Genomic DNA, 19,369 nt, shown 5'->3' on the forward strand with positions numbered 1-19,369 from the left:
TGACGCCTTCCTGGCATCAGGCCTTCAACAACTTATAAATTAGTAAAACAGGATTAAATAACAAAGGGATTCCCTTCGGAATCCCCTTGTGCTATCCTGCTGTGAGGCTGGCTTTTATTTGCCGTCGCCGTCTATCACCTCATATTCGGCGTTTTCAACGGCACCCTCGCCGCCTTTTTTCGATCCGCCGTCCTGAGGCGCCTGTCCTTCAGGGGCATCGGCTCCGGGCGCTTCAGCCTGGTAGAGGTTTGATGCGACCTCTCCCCATACCTTGCTGAGCTCATCCATCGCGCCTTTGATCGACTCGATGGTGCCGTTCTTGTGTGCGTCTTTCAGCTTTTCAAGCGCACCCTCGATGACCGGCTTCTTGTCGGCGGGGATTTTCTCGCCGAGTTCCGAGAGCTGCTTTTCGGTGCTGAAGATGAGCGAATCGGCCGAGTTCTTGACCTCGATCTCTTCCTTGCGCTTCTGGTCCTCTTCGGCGTGGACCTTTGCGTCTTCCTTCATCTTCTCGACCTCTGCATCGGTCAGCTTGCTCGATGACTCGATCTTGATGCTCTGCTCCTTGCCTGTTGCCTTGTCCTTGGCCGATACGTTCAGGATGCCGTTGGAGTCGATGTCAAAGGTGACCTCGATCTGGGGCATGCCGCGCGGTGCCGGCGGGATATCGCCAAGGTGGAAGCGTCCGAGTGTCTTGTTGTCTACTGCCAGCGGCCTCTCTCCCTGCAGCACGTGGACTTCGACCGAAGTCTGGTTGTCGCCGGCGGTGGAAAACACCTCCTGCTTGCGGGTCGGGATCGTGGTGTTGGCGTCGATCAGCTTCGTCATGACGCCGCCGAGGGTTTCGATGCCGAGCGAGAGCGGGGTGACGTCAAGCAGGAGAACGTCGGTGACATCACCTTTCAGCACGCCGCCCTGGATTGCCGCGCCGATGGCCACGACCTCGTCAGGGTTCACGCTTCTGTTGGGCTCCTTTCCGAAAAACTCCTTGACGAGGGCCTGTACTTTCGGGATGCGGGTCGAGCCGCCGACCAGGACGATTTCATCGATGTCCTTCATCTCCACCTTCGAGTTCTTCACCGCACGGCGGCAGGGCTCAAGGATCTTGTCGAAGAGGTCCGAGCACATGCCTTCGAACTTGGCGCGGGTCAGGTTGATGACGAGGTGCTTGGGGCCCTCGGGGGTTGCCGTGATGAAGGGCAGGTTGATTTCGGTGTCGGTTCGCGAGGAGAGCTCGACCTTGGCTTTTTCACCGGCTTCTTTCAGGCGCTGGAGAGCGATTGCGTCATTGCGCAAGTCGACTCCTTCCTGCTTCTTGAACTCATCGGCAAGGAAGTCGATGATTTTCTGGTCAAAGTCATCACCGCCGAGATGGGTGTCGCCGTCGGTCGACTTCACTTCGAAGACGCCGTCTCCGAGCTCGAGAATCGAGATGTCGAAGGTTCCGCCTCCAAGGTCGAAGACCGCAACCTTTTCACTGGTCTGTTTTCTGTCGAGTCCGTAGGCAAGCGCGGCTGCCGTCGGTTCGTTGATGATGCGCTTGACTTCAAGCCCTGCAATGCGTCCTGCATCCTTGGTCGCCTGGCGCTGTGCGTCGTTGAAGTATGCCGGCACGGTGATGACGGCTTCCGTGACCTTTTCGCCGAGGAAGTCCTCTGCGGTCTGCTTCATTTTCTGCAGGATCATTGCCGAGACCTCCTGAGGGGAGTAGGTCTTGTCGTTGATCTTCACGCGGGCCTCTCCGCCTTCGTTCACGACCTCATAGGGCGCGATCTTCTTTTCGTTCGGCACCTCGTCGAACTTGCGGCCGATAAAGCGCTTGATTGAGAAGATGGTGTTTTTCGGGTTGGTGATGGCCTGGCGCTTGGCCGCCTGTCCGACAAGGCGGTCGCCGGTTTTGGTGAAGGCCACCATTGACGGGGTGGTGCGGTTGCCCTCAGAGTTTTCTATGACGGTTGGCTGTGTGCCCTGCATGACCGCCACGCAAGAGTTGGTCGTGCCAAGGTCAATGCCTATGATTTTTCCCATGATGCAAGTATCCTTTTTTTTGATGTTGAATCCAGTGCCCCCCTCTTCAACCGCGGGGGCCCCTCTGCGGTTTTATCCTTTCACTCAGGAGATGGAGATCTCCTTCGTTTTCCTGACAGGCTGTGCTTTCGGCAGTGTGACATGCAGCACGCCGTTGTCGAATTCTGCACCGATGTTCTCCTGGTCTATCATCTCTCCAAGGTTGAAACTCCTCGAAAAGCTTCCGTAGGTCCGCTCGACCCGGTGGTAATCTTTTTCCGTCTCGACGGCATCCTTCTTCCTTTCGGCTTTGATTGTGAGCACGTCATCCTCGATGTTCAGGGCGATCTTCTCCTTTTCAATGCCGGGAAGTTCCGCATCAAGGTGGAATGCCGTGGCGTCTTCAGAGATGTCGACCTTGAATGCCGGAGCGGACGGCATCTGGGTGCCGGACCATATGTCGTCGAAAAGCTTCAGGGGGTCTTTTGCCAATTGTACAAGCATGTCTATTCTCCTTTTATTCAACTGGTTTTCGGTGTTCCGTATGGTTCAAAGTGAGCGTGACGCTCATCAGGAGTAATAATACAAATAGCGTGCCAACCCGCTTTTTCAGCGAACTGGTGTCAGATATAGGATGGAAATGTCAGATGTGTGACAGGAAAGTCAGTCTTCTCTGTCAGATAGAGGGGATGCCGGGGCGGCATCGGTACGCCGCCCGGCAGGAAGGGGAATCAGCCGTTGAGGTTGCTGTTGACCTTCTGGACCCAGCTCAGGCGGTCCTGGAGGTTTTCGACAACGCTTTTTGAAATCAGGAAGCAGGCGTAGATGATGCTGTCGTCGGCAGTGCGGTAGTAGCACTTGAGTCCTTCCTTGCGGCGGTTGACGACGCCGTTGTCGTGCATGAGGGCCAGATGTTTGGAGATGTTCGCCTGGCTGGCATTGACGGCATTGACGATTTCCTGTACCGTGCGTTCGTTTTCGCAGAGTACCCGGAGGATTTTAAGCCTCATCGGCTCGGAGAGCAGTTTGAAGCGGTTCGATACCGCCTCAAGCATTTCGTCCGGCATGTTGAGGTTCCACCGTTTAACTTCTTCTTCTGAGATGCTGACCGTTTTGCTCATGCTCAAGGCTATTGTTTCGCGGCTTCTGCCGGCCGCTGTCTGTCAAGTACTGCGCTGTATCCCTTTTTCGGACATGCTTAGCCTATATAGCTATAAATTCATACAATTCAAACCAAAAAGGGATTTAGATCCCTGCCGGGGGACCAATGGCAGTCATTCAGAAACGAGGGTGTTTTGTTCTTCTTTCTCAGAAGTGAACGAGAGGTCCATGATGGAGTCGACCAGAGACTGGGGGGCTTTGAAGCGGACAATCTTTTCTTTAACGATCATTTTTGTCTTTTTCGCCTCCTCGTATTCCATCCTGCAGTCGCTGCATTGGGATAAATGAAGGCGGAGCCCCTCTTCCTCCTTTCCTGTGAGTTCGCCGTCCACTGCGGCGCTCATCAGTACCCGGGCTGTTTTACAGTTCATAAATTAATGGGTTGTGTCTGTATGGGTGTTGTGTGCTATCTGCCTGTTTCGGTGTTGAAGCCGAACTTTTTTGCATATCCCTCAAGCTGCTCCCGAAGAAGCTTGCGGCCCCGGTAGAGTCTGGAGCGGACGGTTCCGATGGGGCTTTCGACCATATTTGCAATCTCTTCATAGGTGAAGCCTTCGATGTCGCAGAGCTGGATTACTTCCCTGAACTCTTCGGGAAGGGACTGCAGCGCCGTATAGACTTCTTCATGCAACAGGGCGTGGAAATAGTCGGTTTCCGTTTCGCTAGAATCCCTGCGGGTATCTTTGATTGTATGGTAAAAATCCTTGATCAGGTCGTAATCAACCTTGCCCGGCTCTCTCGAGTTTTTCCTGAAGCGGTTGATATAGTTGTTTTTAAGGATTTTAAACAGCCATGCCTTGCAGTTTGTTCCCCGCTCGAAGGAACTGAAGAATTTATAAGCTTTCAGGTAGGTTTCCTGAACAAGGTCATTGGCGTCATCGGGGTTCATCGTGAGGTGCAGCGCGTAATTGTAGAGCGCATTGAGATGAACGACGGCTTCTGTCTGGAATTCGGACTGTTTCTTCTGTTCTTCTGCTGTCAGTATGGTTTTTTTCTGTTCGGGGGAGCTTTGTCTGGTCGGCTCTGTTCTGGTCATGTGCTTGTAGGCTTCCTGGTTCAGAAATCGTTTCAGATGCTATGCAGTTCGCTCTTCATGAGTAAATTACATAAAATTAAATGATTTATTTTTAAGCGCGTGCATCCCTCACCAACCTTTCCCACTAAATCCGCCATCCATGAGCCTGTCTGATGCAACTGCAGATGTTCTTGTCATCGGTGCCGGCATCGGCGGCCTGACCGCAGCAGCCCTGCTTCAGGAACGGGGATTCCGGGTCGTCGTTCTTGAAAAGAGCCGACATCCCGGCGGCAGCTGCTCATCGTTCCGGCGTGAGGGGTATACGTTCGATGCCGGGGCTTCGGTCTTCTACGGTTTCGCCGAAAACGGCCGCAGCGGAACCCTCAACCTCCATACCCGGGTGTTCCGCCGCCTCGGTGTTCTGGTCCCCTCGGTTCCCGACCCGGTCCAGATACACTACCACCTGCCCGGAGGGCTTGACCTTCGGGCGCATTTCGACCGGGCGAGGTTTCTCGGAGAGCTTTCCGCCGCCTTCCCGCATGAGGCCGCGGGCATCAAGCGCTTTTATCGTGAGCTCGAAGCGGTCTACGATATCCTCAGTTCCCTGCCGGCAGGTTCGCTTGAAGACCCCCGTCATCTGCTTTCGGTCGGTGCTGCATACCCGGCCAAAACCCTCGCACTGGCCTTGAAGACCTTCCGCTCGATGGGCCGGACGGCCAGGCGTCATATCAGCGACCCCGACCTTCTCCGCTTCATCGACATCGAGGCATACTCATGGGCACTGCAGGACGCCATCGGGACGCCGCTCGTCAACGCCGGCATCTGCCTCGCCGACCGCCACCACGGGGGCATCAACTATCCCCTCGGCGGCTCGGGAGCGATTCCCCGCGGACTTGTCGAGGGGCTGGAGAAGTTTGGCGGAGTGGTCCGTTACGGGGCCGGGGTGGAGCGGATCCTGGTCGAGGGCGGTGCAGCCGTCGGTGTGCGCCTTGAGGGTGGTGAAGAACTGCGGGCACGCGCGGTTGTCAGCAATGCCACCATCTGGGACACCTTCAACCGCCTTGTCGACGACAGCCGCTTCAGGATCCCTGAAGAGCGGTTCCTTCGGGCCCCGAGCTGGTTCCAGCTCTATCTCGGCGTTGAGGCCGGGGTTGTGCCCGAAGGCATGCATGTCCATCACGTGCAGATCGATGCATGGGAGGGGTACGATCAGCCCGGGGGAACGCTCTACTGCTCGGTGCCTTCGCTCCTCGACCCCTCGCTGGCTCCTCCGGCCCACCATGTCGTGCATGCATTCGTCACGGACGAGGCGGAGCGGTGGGAAGGCCTGGAGCGGGGAAGCGAAGCGTACACCCGGAGGAAGCAGTCCATGGAGGCGGAGCTTATGGGCCGTCTTGAGGGCCTCATGCCGGGGATCGGTAGCGGCGTGAAGCTGCGGGTATCGGCCTCGCCGCTGACGCATGAGCGCTGGCTGAACCGGTACAAGGGGTCCTACGGGCCGCTTCTGAAGCCGGGTCAGAACATCCTTCTGAAGCCGCAGAACCGTACTGCTTTGAAGAATCTGTTCGCCGTCGGCGACAGCACCTTCCCCGGGCAGGGCGTTATTGCCGTGACCTATTCGGGAGTCTCATGCGCCTCGCTCGTCTCCTCGCACTTCGGCAGGCCCCTCGTAGCGCTGGAGTAACGGGTCCGGCAGGCTTTCAGGGCATGGCTCTGCCGGAGGATGCCAGCAGCATGTCGATCTCGCGGTAGGGGAACAGGGTAAGCTCGCTGAGGATTTTCCGGGTGATGTAGCCCTTGTAGACATAGGTGCCTTTGCGGAGACTGTGACTCTTCCAGAGGATGTCGGAGATGGTTTCATGCTCCGTCATTTTCAGAAGGAAGGGGAGAAGCGTGTTGGTGAGGGCGAAGGATGCCGTTTTGGCGACGGCGGAGGGGATGTTCGGTACGCAGTAGTGGGTCACGCCGTGCTTGACGTAGATCGGATTGGTGTGAGAGGTGTGGCGGCTCGTGGCGAAGCACGCGCCCTGGTCGATTGAGACATCGACGATGACGGATCCGGGTTTCATGGTCTTGACCACCGCTTCGCTGACGGGCGGTTTCTGCACTTTCTGTTTCGGGCTGAGGGCCCCGATCATGACATCCGACATTCTGGCAAGTTCTGCGATGTAATGGTCGTTTGCGATGGCTGTGACCAGGTGGCGGTTGAAGAACGCCTCAAACCTTCTCAGGCGGTTGATCTCCTTGTCGATGACCGTGACCTGGGCTCCAAGGCCGAGCGCGTCCTGCGCCGCGAAGAGCCCTACCGTGCCGGCCCCGATGATGGTGATGTGGGCCGGCGGCACTCCGGCGATGCCGCCGAGGAGGATTCCACTGCCGCCGTAGCCGGTCTCAAGGTACTTGGCTGCGGTCTGTATGGCCAGGGAACCGGCGATTTCCGAAAGGGTGCGCACGATCGGCAGCTCCCCGTCGCGGGTTTCGATGAACTCGAACGCAATGGCGGTGATGTTCTTGTCGATGAGCGTCTTGAGGAGGTGTTCCGAGAGGGTTCCGAGGTGCAGGGCGGAGATGAGCATCTGGCCCGGCATGAAGAGCGGCAGTTCCTCGGGGCGGGGTGGTGCGACTTTCACGATGATGTTCGATTCCCCGTAAAGTTCTTCGGGGGTTTCGGCGATCTGTGCGCCGGCCTCGGCATAATCCTGATCCGTAAAGTTGCAGAATCGTCCGGCGCCCGCCTCCACCATGACCCTGATGCCGTTTTCGCAGAGGATCTGTGCTCCGGCGGGTGAGATGGCCACCCGCCTTTCGTCCTGGGTCCGTTCCTTGGGGATGCCCATGACGATGTTCATCGTCTTTTCCGGCTTCAGCAGCCAGCGTTCAAGGGTTTTGGCTCCGAGTTCGTACTCAATGCTCTCCAGGTCTGAGGAATAGCCCATCGGGGTTCGGGGATGGCGGGCGCCTTTCAGCGCCCGGAGATTGTGACGGTATGCACCGAAGCTGTTTTTTCCGGCTCATGGCGCCGGCAGGTGGAGCCCGGCAGGTGCACTGCTCCGCCCGAAACACTGCAGACGGCGTCGGAGGCCATGGTGTACATGCCACTGGCACCGCCCGTGATGAGGGAAAGCGGAAGCTGCATGAAGGCGAAGGTCTCCAGAAAACTTGCCGAGACAAAGAGGGACGCGTGGCCGAGCCCCGCCCCGATTTTACGCAGCGACTCGCCCGGATTGAGCTCGCCGTTCCTGATGCGCAGGGCTGCGCTTCCCGCACAGTCCGGCAGTTTGTTCAGGACGTTGTAGCCGATGGTCTGTGCATAGGTGATGAAGCCCGGCACGTTGAGGCCGAGCACGATGCGGCGGAGCTTTTCGGCGCGGGTGAGCAACCGTATGGTGCCTTCTCCCGTAATGACAGTCTGGCATGCCAGCCTTCCGCCCTCTGCCAGCAGTTTCTCGGATATGCAGGCTTTTTCGACATTGCTCAAGGGCGAGAGGTGCTCCATTCCCTCCTGTACGTACACGAAGCAGCTCTGGCAGATGCCGTTTCCTCCGCAGATGTAGCCGATATGGCTTTTATTATGCTGGGCTACATGGAGCAGGAGGTCTCCCGTCTGTGCTTCACATGGTCTCTGGTTCACATGGATGATCATGATCGTCTCCGTTTGTCAGTATGGTTTCGTTTCGCTGTCCGTCGGGTTCATCTCGGTTGCCGTCATGGTGGGGATCCATGAAAATATAATCAATTTCAAGACAGGCCCCACCGGCCCTTTTTTCCTTCAGGCCGGCGGTGCTCATACCGTTCAGGCTGCCCTGCGGACGCCGTTGGCTGTGGCGGATCCGCAACTGCATCCCTCCCCCGTTTGGCCCTGGCAGCAGTCGCTGGCGGGTTCTTCTCCGGCTTTCGAACCCAAGATCAGGGCCGAGGCAAGCTCAATTGCTCCTATGACGGCTCCTGCCATGTCCCGGAGGATACCAAGCGGATCGAGATGGCCCTCCAGGGTCCTCTCGAACTGCATGGCGATGGTTGCCGGAAACGCCACAAGGGCTTCCCATCCCATCTTTGCCGAGTAGGCCGGCAGCTGCAGCGGATCGGTTTCAGCCATCCGCTTTACCTCCTCCACGGCTGAGAGCACCCGGATGGTTCCGGGCTTTTCAATGGTTGCAAGGCACGCCATCCGGTTGCCTTCGGCAAGCAGCAGTTCAGAAAGCATCGCTTTTTCGGGTTCACCGGGAGGGGAGAGGAGTTCGGCGCCCTCAAGGACCTTCACATAGCAGGTCTGGCAGATGGCGTTTCCTCCGCAGAAGTAACCGATATGGGCATGGCCGCTTCGGGCCACGTCTATGAGGCGATCGCCCTGAGCCGCTTCATGTTGGCTGTCGTTTATGATGATTTTCATTGGTATATGGTCTATTGTTCAATTGTTGATACAGTTGGATCCAATAGACACAGTAACCCTGAGGGCCGGCCAAAAAGTTGCCGCAAAAAACGGCGTACTCAATCAGTTCTCTGTTGCGTTCTGTTCCCTGGAGGCGGTGTCGAGTTCCCTGATTAGCGCGGTGTATCGCCTCAACAGATCAGTCGGCGCAGTGTCGGCTCCCGGCGGGTGGTGCAGGACGAGTTTCATTTTCTTCTCGAAACTGAAGGCCGGGGCGTAAGGTTCGAGGCTCGGCTCCTGGACGGCGGTGAAGAGATGCTGCAGGAACTCCCTTCCCTGAACGGGACCGTCCTCTCTGGCGTCGGGGAGGATGAGCGTGGTGGTTTTCTGCTGCAGATCTATTTTTTCGAGACCGAGCGGTGAAGCCGTGATCTTGAGCTTTGCCAGGAGCATGAGGGTTTCGACCTCTTCGGGAAGGGGGCCGAACCGGTCCCGCAGTTCCGCACCGACAGCGTCGATGTCCCGGGCTGCGGCGGCACGGGAGATTTTTTCGTAGAACATGAACCGCTCGTGGGTTGCCGTAACGTAGTGTTCGGGAATGAGCGCGTCGAAAAAGAAGGACATGTCGGTCGGCTTCTCCGGCAGGTCAGGCCGGGCTTCACCGGTGAAGAGGTGGCTGAAATCGCCCGATTTCAGTTCGGCAACGGTCTGTTCGAGCATTTTCTGGTAGAGATCGAAGCCGAGGTCGTGGATGTAGCCGGACTGTTCGGCACCAAGGAGGTTGCCGGCGCCTCGGATGTCGAGGTCGCGCAGCGCTATCGTGAACCCTGAACCGAGCTCGGTGAAGCTTTCGATGACGGCAAGCCGCTGTATGGCCTCCCGCTTGAGGGTATTGAGCGGCGGGGTGATCAGGTAGCAGTGGGCCTTGCGGTCGCTGCGGCCTACCCGTCCCCGGAGCTGGTAGAGGTCCGAGAGGCCGAACATGTCAGCCCGGTTGATGATGATGGTATTGGCGTTTGATATGTCGATGCCCGAGCCGATGATGGTGGTCGAGATGAGCACGTCCACCTCGCCCTGCATCACATCCATCATGATCTTTTCGAGTTCGCGTGCCGGCATCTGCCCGTGCGCGAAGACAATCCGGGCGCGGGGCACCAGATCGTGGAGCAGCTGCTGCATCTCTCCGAGGCTGGCAACCCGGTTATGGAGGAAAAATACCTGACCCTCTCGTGCGATTTCCCGCTCGATGGCCGATCGGATGAGATCGCCCTCGAAGTCGGTGACGACGGTTTCCACCGGCTGCCGGTTTTTTGGCGGGGTGGAGACGATGGAGAGGTCGCGGGCTCCGAGCATTGAGAACTGAAGGGTTCTGGGAATCGGGGTTGCCGACATGGTGAGGGTGTCGACGCCGGGGAACTGTTCGCGCAGCTTTTCCTTGACCTCCACGCCGAAATGCTGCTCCTCGTCGATGACGAGCAGTCCAAGGTCCCGGAAACTGACGTCTTTTGAAACGAGGCGGTGGGTACCGATGACGATGTCTACCTTGCCTTCCTTGATGCGGCGGATGGTCTCCTGCTGCTCCGCACGGGGGACGAACCGGCTCAGGATTGCAATGGTGATGGGGAAGTTCAGAAAACGCCGGGTGAATGTTTCCAGATGCTGGTGCGCGAGAATGGTCGTCGGCGTCAGGATGGCCACCTGCTTTTTGGCTTCGACGGCCTTGAATGCCGCCCGCATGGCGATCTCGGTCTTGCCGAACCCGGCGTCGCCGCAGATGAGGCGGTCCATGGGGTGCGTCGCCTGCATGTCCTTTTTCACCTCTTCGATGGCCTTCAGCTGGTCGGGGGTCTCCTCGAAGATGAAGGAAGACTCGAATTCGCGCATGAAGATGGAGTCGGGACCGAATGCGAATCCGGCCTGCATTTTCCTCTGGGCATAGAGCTTGATGAGGTTGATGGCGATGTCGCGGATCTTCGAGCGGACCTTCTCTTTCCTGGCCGCCCATTTCGGGCTGCCGAGCTTGGAGAGGACCGGTCTGGATCCTTCGGATGCGGCGTATTTGGAGAGAAGGTTGATGTTCTGGACATTGACGAAGAGCTGGTCGCCCCCTTCATATTCAACCAGCACGCACTCCTGCTCCGAATTCCCCGCGGTGATGGTTTCCAGGGAACGGAAGATTCCGACCCCGTAGTCCTCATGCACGACATGGTCTCCGACCTTGAGCTTCTGGAGGTCTTTGAGGGAGATTCCCTTGATTTTTCGTTTTCTGCGCGCCCTGCGCGAGTGGAGCTTGCCGAAGATGTCTGCTTCGGTAAAGAGGTCGATGCCTGCAAAGCGGAACCCGCTGTGCAGGTTTACCGGCACCCAGGCGATTTCCTCAAGTACGCCCTCACCGGCTTCGGCAGCTTCCTCGGTGAGGAAGTCGGCGAGCTCGCGAACTTCCCGCTCGCTGGATGCGGCAAACACTGTCCGTCGCCTGGCTTCGTCCCGTCGGCTGAGCATGGTGGCCAGCATGCGGAAGTTGGCGTTGATCCTTGTCTGTTCGACTGACTGGAAGTCGATGGACCCATCTCTGGCGGGCCCGATCTCGATCTGCAGGAACTGCCCGAGTGCCGCCTCGAGCTCCCGGTCGTCCTCCTCAGCCCGGATTTCCGGGGTGCTGTCGATTATGACGAGCGTGGAGGGTGGGAGGTAGTCGAGCATCGTCGCCGCCGCTTCCGGACCTTCCCCTGTTAAGTCTGCGGAGAGTTCGGCCGCATCGAGCGTTCTGCCGGAAAGCTGGCTGTTGATGTCGAAGCTTCGGAGCGAGGTGACGGTGTCACCGAAAAATTCAATCCGGACCGGTTCGCCCGTTCCGTATGGGAATATGTCGACAATGGAGCCGCGTACGGAATACTCGCCCTCATCCTCGACGAACTCGCGGTGCACGAAGCGGTTGTTTTCCAGAAACGTTTTCAGTGTCTCATAGCCGGCCTCCCGGTCCTTTTCGATGCGGAGTATCCGGCCGGAGGCTTCCTCAGGGCGGCAGAGCGACGTCTGAAGATCGCTGGCCGAAGCGAGGATGATCGGCCGGCCGCTTCCCCTGAGCGCCCTGATGGCTGCAGGAAGCCCGTCTGCAGTGCTGCAGGCCTTTTTGCCGGAGGTGAGGGCAGGAAGGTCGTGGTCGTAGACGTCGAAGGCCTGCGCTCCTGCAATCACGAGAACAGGACCTTCCCATACGTCGTGCAGCGCTGCGGCAAGCAGCGGCCCGAGCGAGCCCTGCATGCCGGAGATGCGGACCGGTTCATTGATGCCGGAGGGTGCCTTGAGGGCGTCGAACAGCCTGATGAATGGCTCGGAACGGCGGACGGCCTCGGTAAGGAATCCGGTTTTTTTCCTGACCAGGAGGGTGCTTGTGGGGGCTTGGCCCGTAATTGTTTTCATATGATGCGTACAAACCATATTTTCATCCATGATCCGCACCGGGCAGGGCGAAGGTGGTGCGTAACCGGCTGGGCAGGAAAGACTCCTATATATGGAAAAAATTCTGGAACTGAAAAACCTCAGGACCTACTACTCGACCGATGCCGGTACGGCAAAGGCTGTAGACGGGGTAGGGTTTTCCATTGCTCCCAACCGGACGCTCGGCGTGGTAGGTGAGTCGGGAAGCGGCAAGTCGGTGACCGCGCTTTCCATCATGCGCCTTATTCCAACCCCTCCGGGGTATTTCGCCGGAGGTGAGATCTTCTGGAAGGGCCGCGATCTCCTGCAGCTGCAGGAAGAGGAGATGCGGCGTGTCCGCGGCAACGAGATTGCCATGATCTTCCAGGAGCCCATGAGCTCCCTCAATCCCGTCTTTACCTGCGGCCGGCAGATTATGGAGCAGATCCTCATCCACCAGCCCTTCAGCCAGACCGAGGCCAAAGATCGTACCATAGAACTGTTGCGCCTTGTCGGCATTGCTGATCCCGCCCGACGTTTTTCGGCCTGGCCGCATGAGCTGTCCGGCGGGATGCGACAGCGCGTGATGATTGCCATGGCGCTTTCCTGCAGCCCGTCGCTCCTGATTGCCGATGAACCCACAACGGCGCTCGACGTCACCGTGCAGGCGCAGATTCTCGATCTCATCGCCCGGCTTCAGGCTGATACGGGAATGAGCGTGTTGCTCATTACCCACGATTTCGGTGTCGTTGCCGAACTCTGCGAAGAGGTGCTGGTGATGTATGCCTCAAGAGTAGTGGAAAAAGGGTCTGTGAGGGATATTTTCGCCAACCCTCTCCATCCCTACACCAGAGGGCTCCTGAAATCCATTCCGCGGATCGGTTCGAAGGCAGAGCGGCTGCATGTGATCGAGGGCAGCGTGCCCTCCGCAATCCATATCCCTCCCGGCTGCCGGTTCGCTCCGCGCTGCCCCATGGCCGATGGTCGCTGCTTTAACGAGCAGCCGGAACTTGTCTCTTATGAACCCGGCCACGAGGCTGCGTGCTGGAAGGCCGGATGACGTTTTCTGGTTCACCGGTGCCGCATGTCGGGATAAACCGCGTATTATGCGTACATTGCAAAAAAAACGTAACCACCCCCCCGTTCCCATGTCTGATCCATTGATTCTTGTTGTCGAGGACGATCGCAACCTTGCCAAGCTGGTCGGCTACAACCTTGAAAAGGCCGGCTATAAATGCCAGTTTTCAGAAAACGGCGAAGATGCGTTCGAGCAGCTCTCGATGCGGAGTTTCGAGCTCATCCTGCTTGACATCATGCTGCCGGGCATCGACGGGTTCGATGTATGCCGCAAGATCCGCCAGCACCAGATCTACAAGGATATCCCCATCATCATGCTGACGGCCAAGGGCGAAGAGATCGACAAGATCCTCGGCTTCGAGCTGGGAATAGACGATTACGTGGTCAAGCCGTTCAGCCCGAGGGAGCTGACGCTGCGCATCAGGGCTGTTTTGAAACGCGACCGCCGGCAGGGCGGCGTATTCCGCGATGCGCTTCGCTCGGGGGGCCTTGATGTCGACATTTCCCGCCATGCCGTTACCCTCGATGGCCGCGAGCTGGTGCTCACCCTGATGGAATTCAAGCTCCTCGTCGCGCTCCTGAAAAGAAAAGGGCAGGCGCAGTCGCGCGAAATGCTGCTCAGCGACGTCTGGGACGTCGATCGCACCATCAATACCCGAACGATAGATACCCATGTCACCCGGCTCCGTGAAAAGCTCGGCACCGTGGGGGCGAAAATCAAGACGGTCAGGGGTCTTGGCTACAAGTTCGAAGAAGACGGGGACGGGGCTGATGCAGGCTAGGGTTTCCTTCAGGCTTGGTGCTGTTTTTGGTGTTATTGTCTTTCTGACGGTCATCGTCAGCTACCTGACGCTCGGCCGCCAGCTGCGCGAGGTGCTGCAGACGGGTATCGGCATGGAGCTCAAGCGCGAGCTTGCGCTGAACCGGGAGATGCTCAAGGGCGGGGCAGCCCGTGCAGACGTAGAGGCCGACCCCGACGGTTGGGCGGACCGCATCGGTTCCATTCTCGACTTACGGGTGACGCTCATTGCAATCGATGGACGGGTCATCGGTGACTCATACATCGACCGGGACAAGCTCTCCCGCATCGAGAATCACGGCATGAGGCCTGAGGTAAAGGGGGCGCTGTCAGGCAGTTTCGGAGAGAATGCCCGCTACAGCCGGACCATCAAGGAACAGATGCTCTACATGGCTGTTCCCGTAGGCTCTCCCCGCCCGTTCGCCGTCCTGCGCTTTGCCAAGCCGCTCTACGACATCCGTCTGTTCGAGGCCGGTGTCCGCAAGGGGATAGAGCGCGGGCTCTTTTTCGCACTGCTCTTCTCCCTCGTGGTGGTGCTCCTTACCGCCTTTTTCATCGCCCGCCCGCTGCGGCGCATTGCCGAAACGGCAGAGAAGCGCGTTCATGGGGATTTCTCCGGGATTATTCCCTCGCACCGCCGTGATGAAATCGGCATGCTGGCCCGTGCCTGCAATTTCATGTCGGAAGAGATCCGGAAAATGAGCCGCAGTGAAGAGTGGTACCGGGCGGTGTTTTCCGGCATCCGTGAGGCGATTGTCGTTACCGATGCCGCCTGCGACATCATTCTTCTGAACCCTTCGGCATCCCGCATGTTCCGGCTCAGCGGCGCAATGTTCCAGTCGCGGCCGCTCACCATGCTTGGCGACAGCGGGCTTTGTGCACTCATCGAGGGTGTTCACCGGAGCCGTACCGCCGTCCTGAAGGAGGAACTGGCGGTGATGACGGTCAAGGGGGTGCGGACCATGCAGGTCAGTTCCATGCCGGTGGTTCGGGATGGGGAGTTCGACGGATCGGTGTTTGTGCTCAACGATATCACCCGCCTCAGGAACCTCGAACGGATCCGGCGCGATTTTGTCTCCAGCGTGTCGCATGAGCTGCGCACCCCGCTCACCAGCATCAGGGGGTACGCCGAAACCCTCCTTGACGGCGCCATGAATGATCCCGAACACGCCCAGGCGTTCCTGCGCATCATCCTGCAGGAGAGCGAGCAGCTTACCGCGCTCGTCAACGATGTGCTTGATCTCTCGAAAATCGAGTCCGGGCGCATCGAGTATACGTACGGCCCGGTCGATCTCTCCAGGGTGGTTGAGCATTCCATGGAGATGCTCCGGCCTGCGTTCGAGAAAAAAGAGGTGAAGTTCGAACTGAGCATTCCGCCGGGCCTCCCTCCGGTTCAGGCAGACGAAGCCTATCTCGGCATTGTCATCCGCAACCTGCTGGACAATGCCGTCAAGTACGTCGATGCCGGTACCGGCAAAGTCCGCTTCCGTGCGTTCCGCACCGGCGACTCGGTCCAGTTCGACGTGGAGGATAACGGCAGCGGAATCGCGCATCAGGACCTCGAACGGATTTTCGAGCGGTTCTACCGCGTCGACAAGGCGCGTTCCCGCCAACTGGGCGGCACCGGCCTGGGTCTCTCCATCGTGAAGCATATTGTCCTTTCCCATAAGGGCGACATCAAGGTGCGTTCCCGCCTCAACCGCGGTTCGACCTTCAGCGTCACCCTCCCGATGGCCACTGATTTTTCAAACACAAGAACATGATTCCATTGATGCAGCCACTCTTTGATTTTTTCTCTTCCTACGGTCTTGACGCCGGCCTCTCCGCCCTGTTCGCCACCCTTTCGGCCGTGGCCGTCGCCCTTCTTCTCATCATCGTTCTCGAACTCGGCTTCAAGCGGGTGCTTCTTGAAATGATAAGCGCCTTTGCCCTTAGGACGGTGACGACGTTCGACGATATCCTGGTCCGGCGCAACGTGTTTTCGGGGCTGGCACGGCTTCTGCCGCCGATTTTCCTGCACATCCTTTCCGATCCGCTCCTCCAGTACTACCCGGCGTTTGTGCCGTTCGTGAAGGACGCTGCCGTCCTCTACCTGACGGTTGCTCTTGTCATGCTGGTATTTTCCCTGCTTGATGCCCTGCAGGATTTTCTCTCAACCCGTCCTTCAGCCGCACGCCTTCCTGTGAAGAGCTTCATGCAGGTGCTGAAGGCGCTGGCCCTCGCAGTGGCTCTCGTTGTGGTGGTATCGAAGCTGATGGGCAAGTCTCCGGTGGTGTTCCTCAGCGGCCTTGGTGCATTCACGGCCGTGCTGCTGCTGGTGTTCAAGGATTCGATTCTCGGCCTCGTAGCCGGCGTGCAGCTTTCGGCCAACAACCTTGTACGGGTCGGCGACTGGATCGAAATGCCCCAGTACGGGGCAGACGGTGATGTTATCGATATTTCGCTTGTGACGGTGTCGGTGCAGAACTGGGACAAGACCATCAGTACCATTCCGGCCTATTCACTGATTTCCCAGGGCTTCAAGAACTGGCGCGGGATGAGTGAGGGTGGGGGTCGGCGCATCAAGCGCTCGGTGCACATCGACATGAACAGCGTCCGTTTCTGCGACGAAGCGCTGCTCATGCAACTCAGGGAAGTGCGCCTGCTGAAAGGCTACCTTGAGGAAAAGGAACGGGAGCTCAGCGAGTGGAACAGCAGGTTCCAGGACGGCACCGCCTCTCCGGTCAACGCCCGCCGGCTCACCAACCTGGGTACGTTCCGTGCCTATCTTGCAGCCTACCTCAGGAGCCATCCCAATATCAACACATCCATGACCCTCATCATACGCCAGCTGCAGCCGACCGCCGGGGGCATTCCGATCGAGATTTACGTATTCTGCCGGGAAAAGGAGTGGGCGGTGTATGAAGGGGTGCAGGCCGACATCTTCGACCATGTGCTGGCAGTGCTTCCATGGTTTGAGCTGCGGGTCTTCCAGAATCCCGGCGGGTACGACATCGAGCGCGCGGGGAGCCGTCTTGCCGGGGCCCTCAGTCCGGAAAGTCGTGGGGAGGGGGCGGCTTCAGGCTCTCTTTGACTCCATGGCGTCCCGGTGTTCCCGGATGATCTGCAGGTGCAGCGGTATGCGCACTTCCGGCATCCGCTCAACGGGGTAGAATCCGGCTTCGAACACCTCGTGGTTGATCCGGATATCCTCATGCGAGGCTGTGACGGCGTAGGCGACGGCGAGCAGCGAGCCGTACATGGTGCTTTCGCGGTGGTAGACGCCGATGAGGCGTTCGACCCTTCCCTCAAGTGAGGTTTCCTCCTTCAGCTCCCGCAGGCACCCCTCTTCGGGGTGCTCTCCCGATTCCAGGAACCCGCCCGGCAGCGCCCATTCGTTGAAGGCCGGTTCGTGTGCCCTGCGTATGAGCAGGAGTTCCCCCTGCGCGTTCAGGGTGCAGGCTATCGCTACCGGAAGCGGGTTGCTGTAGTGTATCCATCCGCATTCCAGGCAGACCATGCGCTGGCGCCCTTCAAGGAATGACGGGGCGAGTTCTTTGCCGCAGATCGGGCAGTAAGCATAGGGCTTCATCGTATAAGTGTCAGTGGTTCGGCGGGGAAACTATTTACCCCGCATCCCGATTCTTCCAGTATAAATCATGCATTCTTAAACAGCAAGAGACAGTACATATGACATTGCTAGAACCAGGCACTCCGGCTCCCCCTCTGTATGGCAGGGACCAGGACGGCAGAGAAGTGAAGCTTGAGGAGTATCTCGGAAAGAAGGTACTCATTTATTTTTATCCCAAGGACGATACGCCCGGCTGTACGGCCGAAGCTTGTGCTTTTCGTGATAATTTGCCTAACTTTAACACAGTAGGGGTGGAGGTCATCGGGGTCAGTGTCGATCCCCAGGCCCGCCACCGGAAGTTTGTCGACAAGTACAGCCTGCCTTTCCGGCTCCTTGCCGACGAGGAGAAAAAGACGGTCGAGGCTTATGGGGTCTGGGGACAGAAGAAGTTCATGGGCAGGGAGTACATGGGTACCTCCAGGGTCTCGTATCTTGTCGACGAACAGGGACGAATCGAGAAAGTCTGGCCGAAGGTGAAGGCTGCGGATCATCCGCTGGAAGTGCTCGAGTGGCTGGAAACGAAACACTGAGGTATGTGAGGGATGGGTGTGTTCAATGAATATAAACGGCTTGCGGCCGGCAAACTGCTGATCGCTTCGGCAAATCTGCTGGAATCCAATTTCAAGCGGACGGTGCTCATGATGTGCGAGCATAACCCCCAGGGGTCGCTGGGCTTCATCCTCAACCGGCCGATGGAGTTCCAGGTGCGGGAGGCCGTTGCCGGTTTTGACGAAGTCGACGAGCCGCTGCACATGGGCGGACCGGTGCAGTCCAACACGGTGCACTTCCTGCACATGCGCGGCGACCTCATTGACGGTTCGGAGCAGATCCTTCCGGGGCTCTACTGGGGCGGTGACCGCGAGGAACTCGGCTATCTGCTCAATACCGGGGTTTTGAAGCCATCAGAAATCCGTTTCTTTCTCGGCTATGCCGGGTGGAGTGCCGGGCAGCTCGAGGCGGAGTTCGAAGAGGGGTCGTGGTACACGGCCGATGCGACACCTGCAATGGTATTCAGCGGTGAGTACGAGAGGATGTGGAGCCGCACGGTGCGCTCGAAAGGAGGGGAGTACCAGTTGATTGCCAACTCGCCTGAATTGCCGGGACTGAACTGAGCCCGGCGTGCCTTCTCTGTGTGTGGGGGGGCTACCCTCCGAAGATGACGAGCAGCACGATGGCTGCCAGCCATGAAATGACTCCCCACAGGAGGACTTTCTTTCCGTCGAGCTTTTTCAGCATGGGGAACGCTTGCCTGGTTATTGCTGTTGTTAGTGTTGACTGAAAAGTATATATACCATTGCCGAAAGGCAAGATGTTCTTTGATTTTACTGGGGATGACAGGCTTTCGACAGGGCAGGTGTAAGATAGAGTTGCACTCCGAGTTTCAGCATGGATGGACTCGTTAAAGAAGTCTATGCAAACAATACATGCAGACGATTATTCGTATGCAATGGCTGCCTGATTAGCAAAAGTTAATTAATCAGCCATCGTCCTGCGGCCGAGGCGCTTACTCTGAAACCGCAGGATGGCATAATCGCGCTTGAGCTTCAGCTCGCGCAAGTAAGCCCCGTCTGTTTTCGCCCGAAGGGGCAGGCGGGTATCAATTCGGGCTAGCGGAACGGCCTTTGCCGGTGCAGTTCCGGCCCGCGAAACTCCGAGCACCGGAGATGAGTGTGGTGGCTTTATCGAGCAATGTTCTGGACCCGGGTTCGACTCCCGGCATCTCCACCCGTTACATGTCCCTGGTTTTACCGACAAACCCCCAAGACGCCTTATTCTATAAGCGTCTTGGGGGTTTTCTCGTTCCTGCTCTTCCCTCCGTGTGCCACCTTTTCTGTTGGTGTTCCAATCTTTTTGGGTACCAATGCCTAAGATAGGGCTTGCTGAATAATAGTTAAATCATTTTATGGTAAT

General features: G+C 58.1%; 17 protein-coding genes and 1 other RNA gene. 8 read left to right on the forward strand and 10 right to left on the reverse strand.

Going from position 1 to position 19,369, the window contains the following annotated elements:
* Positions 1–114: 114 nt before the first annotated feature.
* From dnaK to PLUT_RS03265, 5 genes are all read right to left on the reverse strand, one after another.
* A complete protein-coding gene (dnaK, locus tag PLUT_RS03245; RefSeq protein ID WP_011357379.1) occupies positions 115–2,028 on the reverse strand; it encodes a molecular chaperone DnaK in 1,914 nt (637 codons plus the stop codon).
* An 84-nt stretch (positions 2,029–2,112) separates the two neighbouring features.
* Positions 2,113–2,511 (reverse strand): Hsp20/alpha crystallin family protein, encoded by a 399-nt coding sequence (locus PLUT_RS03250; RefSeq protein WP_011357380.1) that lies wholly within the window; start codon positions 2,509–2,511, stop codon positions 2,113–2,115.
* 227 nt (positions 2,512–2,738) lie between these two features.
* Entirely contained in the window at positions 2,739–3,128 is a 390-nt protein-coding gene (locus PLUT_RS03255) for an ArsR/SmtB family transcription factor (protein ID WP_011357381.1), read from the reverse strand.
* Between the two features lie 153 nt (positions 3,129–3,281).
* On the reverse strand, positions 3,282–3,539 hold the full coding sequence (locus PLUT_RS03260) for a zf-HC2 domain-containing protein (RefSeq protein ID WP_011357382.1): 258 nt from the start codon (positions 3,537–3,539) through the stop codon (positions 3,282–3,284).
* A gap of 35 nt (positions 3,540–3,574) precedes the next feature.
* Positions 3,575–4,204: a sigma-70 family RNA polymerase sigma factor gene (locus PLUT_RS03265; protein WP_011357383.1), complete on the reverse strand. Its 630-nt coding sequence runs from the start codon at positions 4,202–4,204 to the stop codon at positions 3,575–3,577.
* A gap of 139 nt (positions 4,205–4,343) precedes the next feature.
* On the opposite strand from PLUT_RS03265, the gene PLUT_RS03270 reads away from it, so the two are divergent.
* Positions 4,344–5,867, forward strand: a complete 1,524-nt coding sequence (locus PLUT_RS03270; protein ID WP_011357384.1) for an FAD-dependent oxidoreductase — start codon at positions 4,344–4,346, stop codon at positions 5,865–5,867.
* Positions 5,868–5,883: 16 nt separating this feature from the next.
* Here the strand turns inward: PLUT_RS03270 and PLUT_RS03275 are convergent, their stop codons facing one another.
* The 4 genes from PLUT_RS03275 to mfd all read right to left on the reverse strand — a co-directional run bounded on the left by PLUT_RS03275 (position 5,884) and on the right by mfd (position 11,975).
* The gene (locus PLUT_RS03275) at positions 5,884–7,119 is read right to left on the reverse strand and encodes an alanine dehydrogenase (RefSeq protein WP_011357385.1); all 1,236 of its coding nucleotides are present in this window, start codon (positions 7,117–7,119) and stop codon (positions 5,884–5,886) included.
* A gap of 26 nt (positions 7,120–7,145) precedes the next feature.
* On the reverse strand, positions 7,146–7,826 hold the full coding sequence (locus PLUT_RS03280; RefSeq protein WP_011357386.1) for a 2Fe-2S iron-sulfur cluster-binding protein: 681 nt from the start codon (positions 7,824–7,826) through the stop codon (positions 7,146–7,148).
* A 150-nt stretch (positions 7,827–7,976) separates the two neighbouring features.
* A complete protein-coding gene (locus PLUT_RS03285) occupies positions 7,977–8,573 on the reverse strand; it encodes a 2Fe-2S iron-sulfur cluster-binding protein (protein ID WP_011357387.1) in 597 nt (198 codons plus the stop codon).
* Between the two features lie 102 nt (positions 8,574–8,675).
* Complete coding sequence (gene mfd, locus PLUT_RS03290) at positions 8,676–11,975, reverse strand: transcription-repair coupling factor (RefSeq protein WP_238974618.1); 3,300 nt, start codon at positions 11,973–11,975, stop codon at positions 8,676–8,678.
* Positions 11,976–12,066: 91 nt separating this feature from the next.
* On the opposite strand from mfd, the gene PLUT_RS03295 reads away from it, so the two are divergent.
* The 4 genes from PLUT_RS03295 to PLUT_RS03310 all read left to right on the forward strand — a co-directional run bounded on the left by PLUT_RS03295 (position 12,067) and on the right by PLUT_RS03310 (position 16,921).
* Positions 12,067–13,032 (forward strand): ABC transporter ATP-binding protein, encoded by a 966-nt coding sequence (locus tag PLUT_RS03295; RefSeq protein WP_011357389.1) that lies wholly within the window; start codon positions 12,067–12,069, stop codon positions 13,030–13,032.
* An 88-nt stretch (positions 13,033–13,120) separates the two neighbouring features.
* Positions 13,121–13,831, forward strand: a complete 711-nt coding sequence (locus PLUT_RS03300; protein WP_011357390.1) for a response regulator transcription factor — start codon at positions 13,121–13,123, stop codon at positions 13,829–13,831.
* Positions 13,821–15,611: a HAMP domain-containing sensor histidine kinase gene (locus PLUT_RS03305; RefSeq protein ID WP_011357391.1), complete on the forward strand. Its 1,791-nt coding sequence runs from the start codon at positions 13,821–13,823 to the stop codon at positions 15,609–15,611. Before PLUT_RS03300 ends, PLUT_RS03305 begins: the two co-directional genes overlap by 11 nt.
* An 8-nt stretch (positions 15,612–15,619) precedes the next feature.
* A complete protein-coding gene (locus tag PLUT_RS03310) occupies positions 15,620–16,921 on the forward strand; it encodes a mechanosensitive ion channel family protein (protein WP_041463765.1) in 1,302 nt (433 codons plus the stop codon).
* Here PLUT_RS03310 and PLUT_RS03315 read toward each other — a convergent pair.
* The gene (locus PLUT_RS03315) at positions 16,907–17,419 is read right to left on the reverse strand and encodes an NUDIX hydrolase (RefSeq protein ID WP_011357393.1); all 513 of its coding nucleotides are present in this window, start codon (positions 17,417–17,419) and stop codon (positions 16,907–16,909) included. The two genes, PLUT_RS03310 and PLUT_RS03315, sit on opposite strands and share 15 nt — an antisense overlap.
* Before the next feature lie 98 nt (positions 17,420–17,517).
* On the opposite strand from PLUT_RS03315, the gene bcp reads away from it, so the two are divergent.
* The 3 genes from bcp (at position 17,518) to ssrA (ending at position 19,186) form a co-directional block, all read left to right on the forward strand.
* Entirely contained in the window at positions 17,518–17,988 is a 471-nt protein-coding gene (gene bcp, locus PLUT_RS03320; RefSeq protein ID WP_011357394.1) for a thioredoxin-dependent thiol peroxidase, read from the forward strand.
* A gap of 12 nt (positions 17,989–18,000) precedes the next feature.
* A complete protein-coding gene (locus PLUT_RS03325) occupies positions 18,001–18,570 on the forward strand; it encodes a YqgE/AlgH family protein (protein ID WP_011357395.1) in 570 nt (189 codons plus the stop codon).
* A gap of 215 nt (positions 18,571–18,785) precedes the next feature.
* Positions 18,786–19,186, forward strand: a transfer-messenger RNA (tmRNA) gene (gene ssrA / locus PLUT_RS11295).
* The last annotated feature ends 183 nt before the right edge of the window (positions 19,187–19,369 follow it).

The organism is Pelodictyon luteolum DSM 273 (genome assembly GCF_000012485.1).
Classification (GTDB): domain Bacteria; phylum Bacteroidota; class Chlorobiia; order Chlorobiales; family Chlorobiaceae; genus Chlorobium; species Chlorobium luteolum.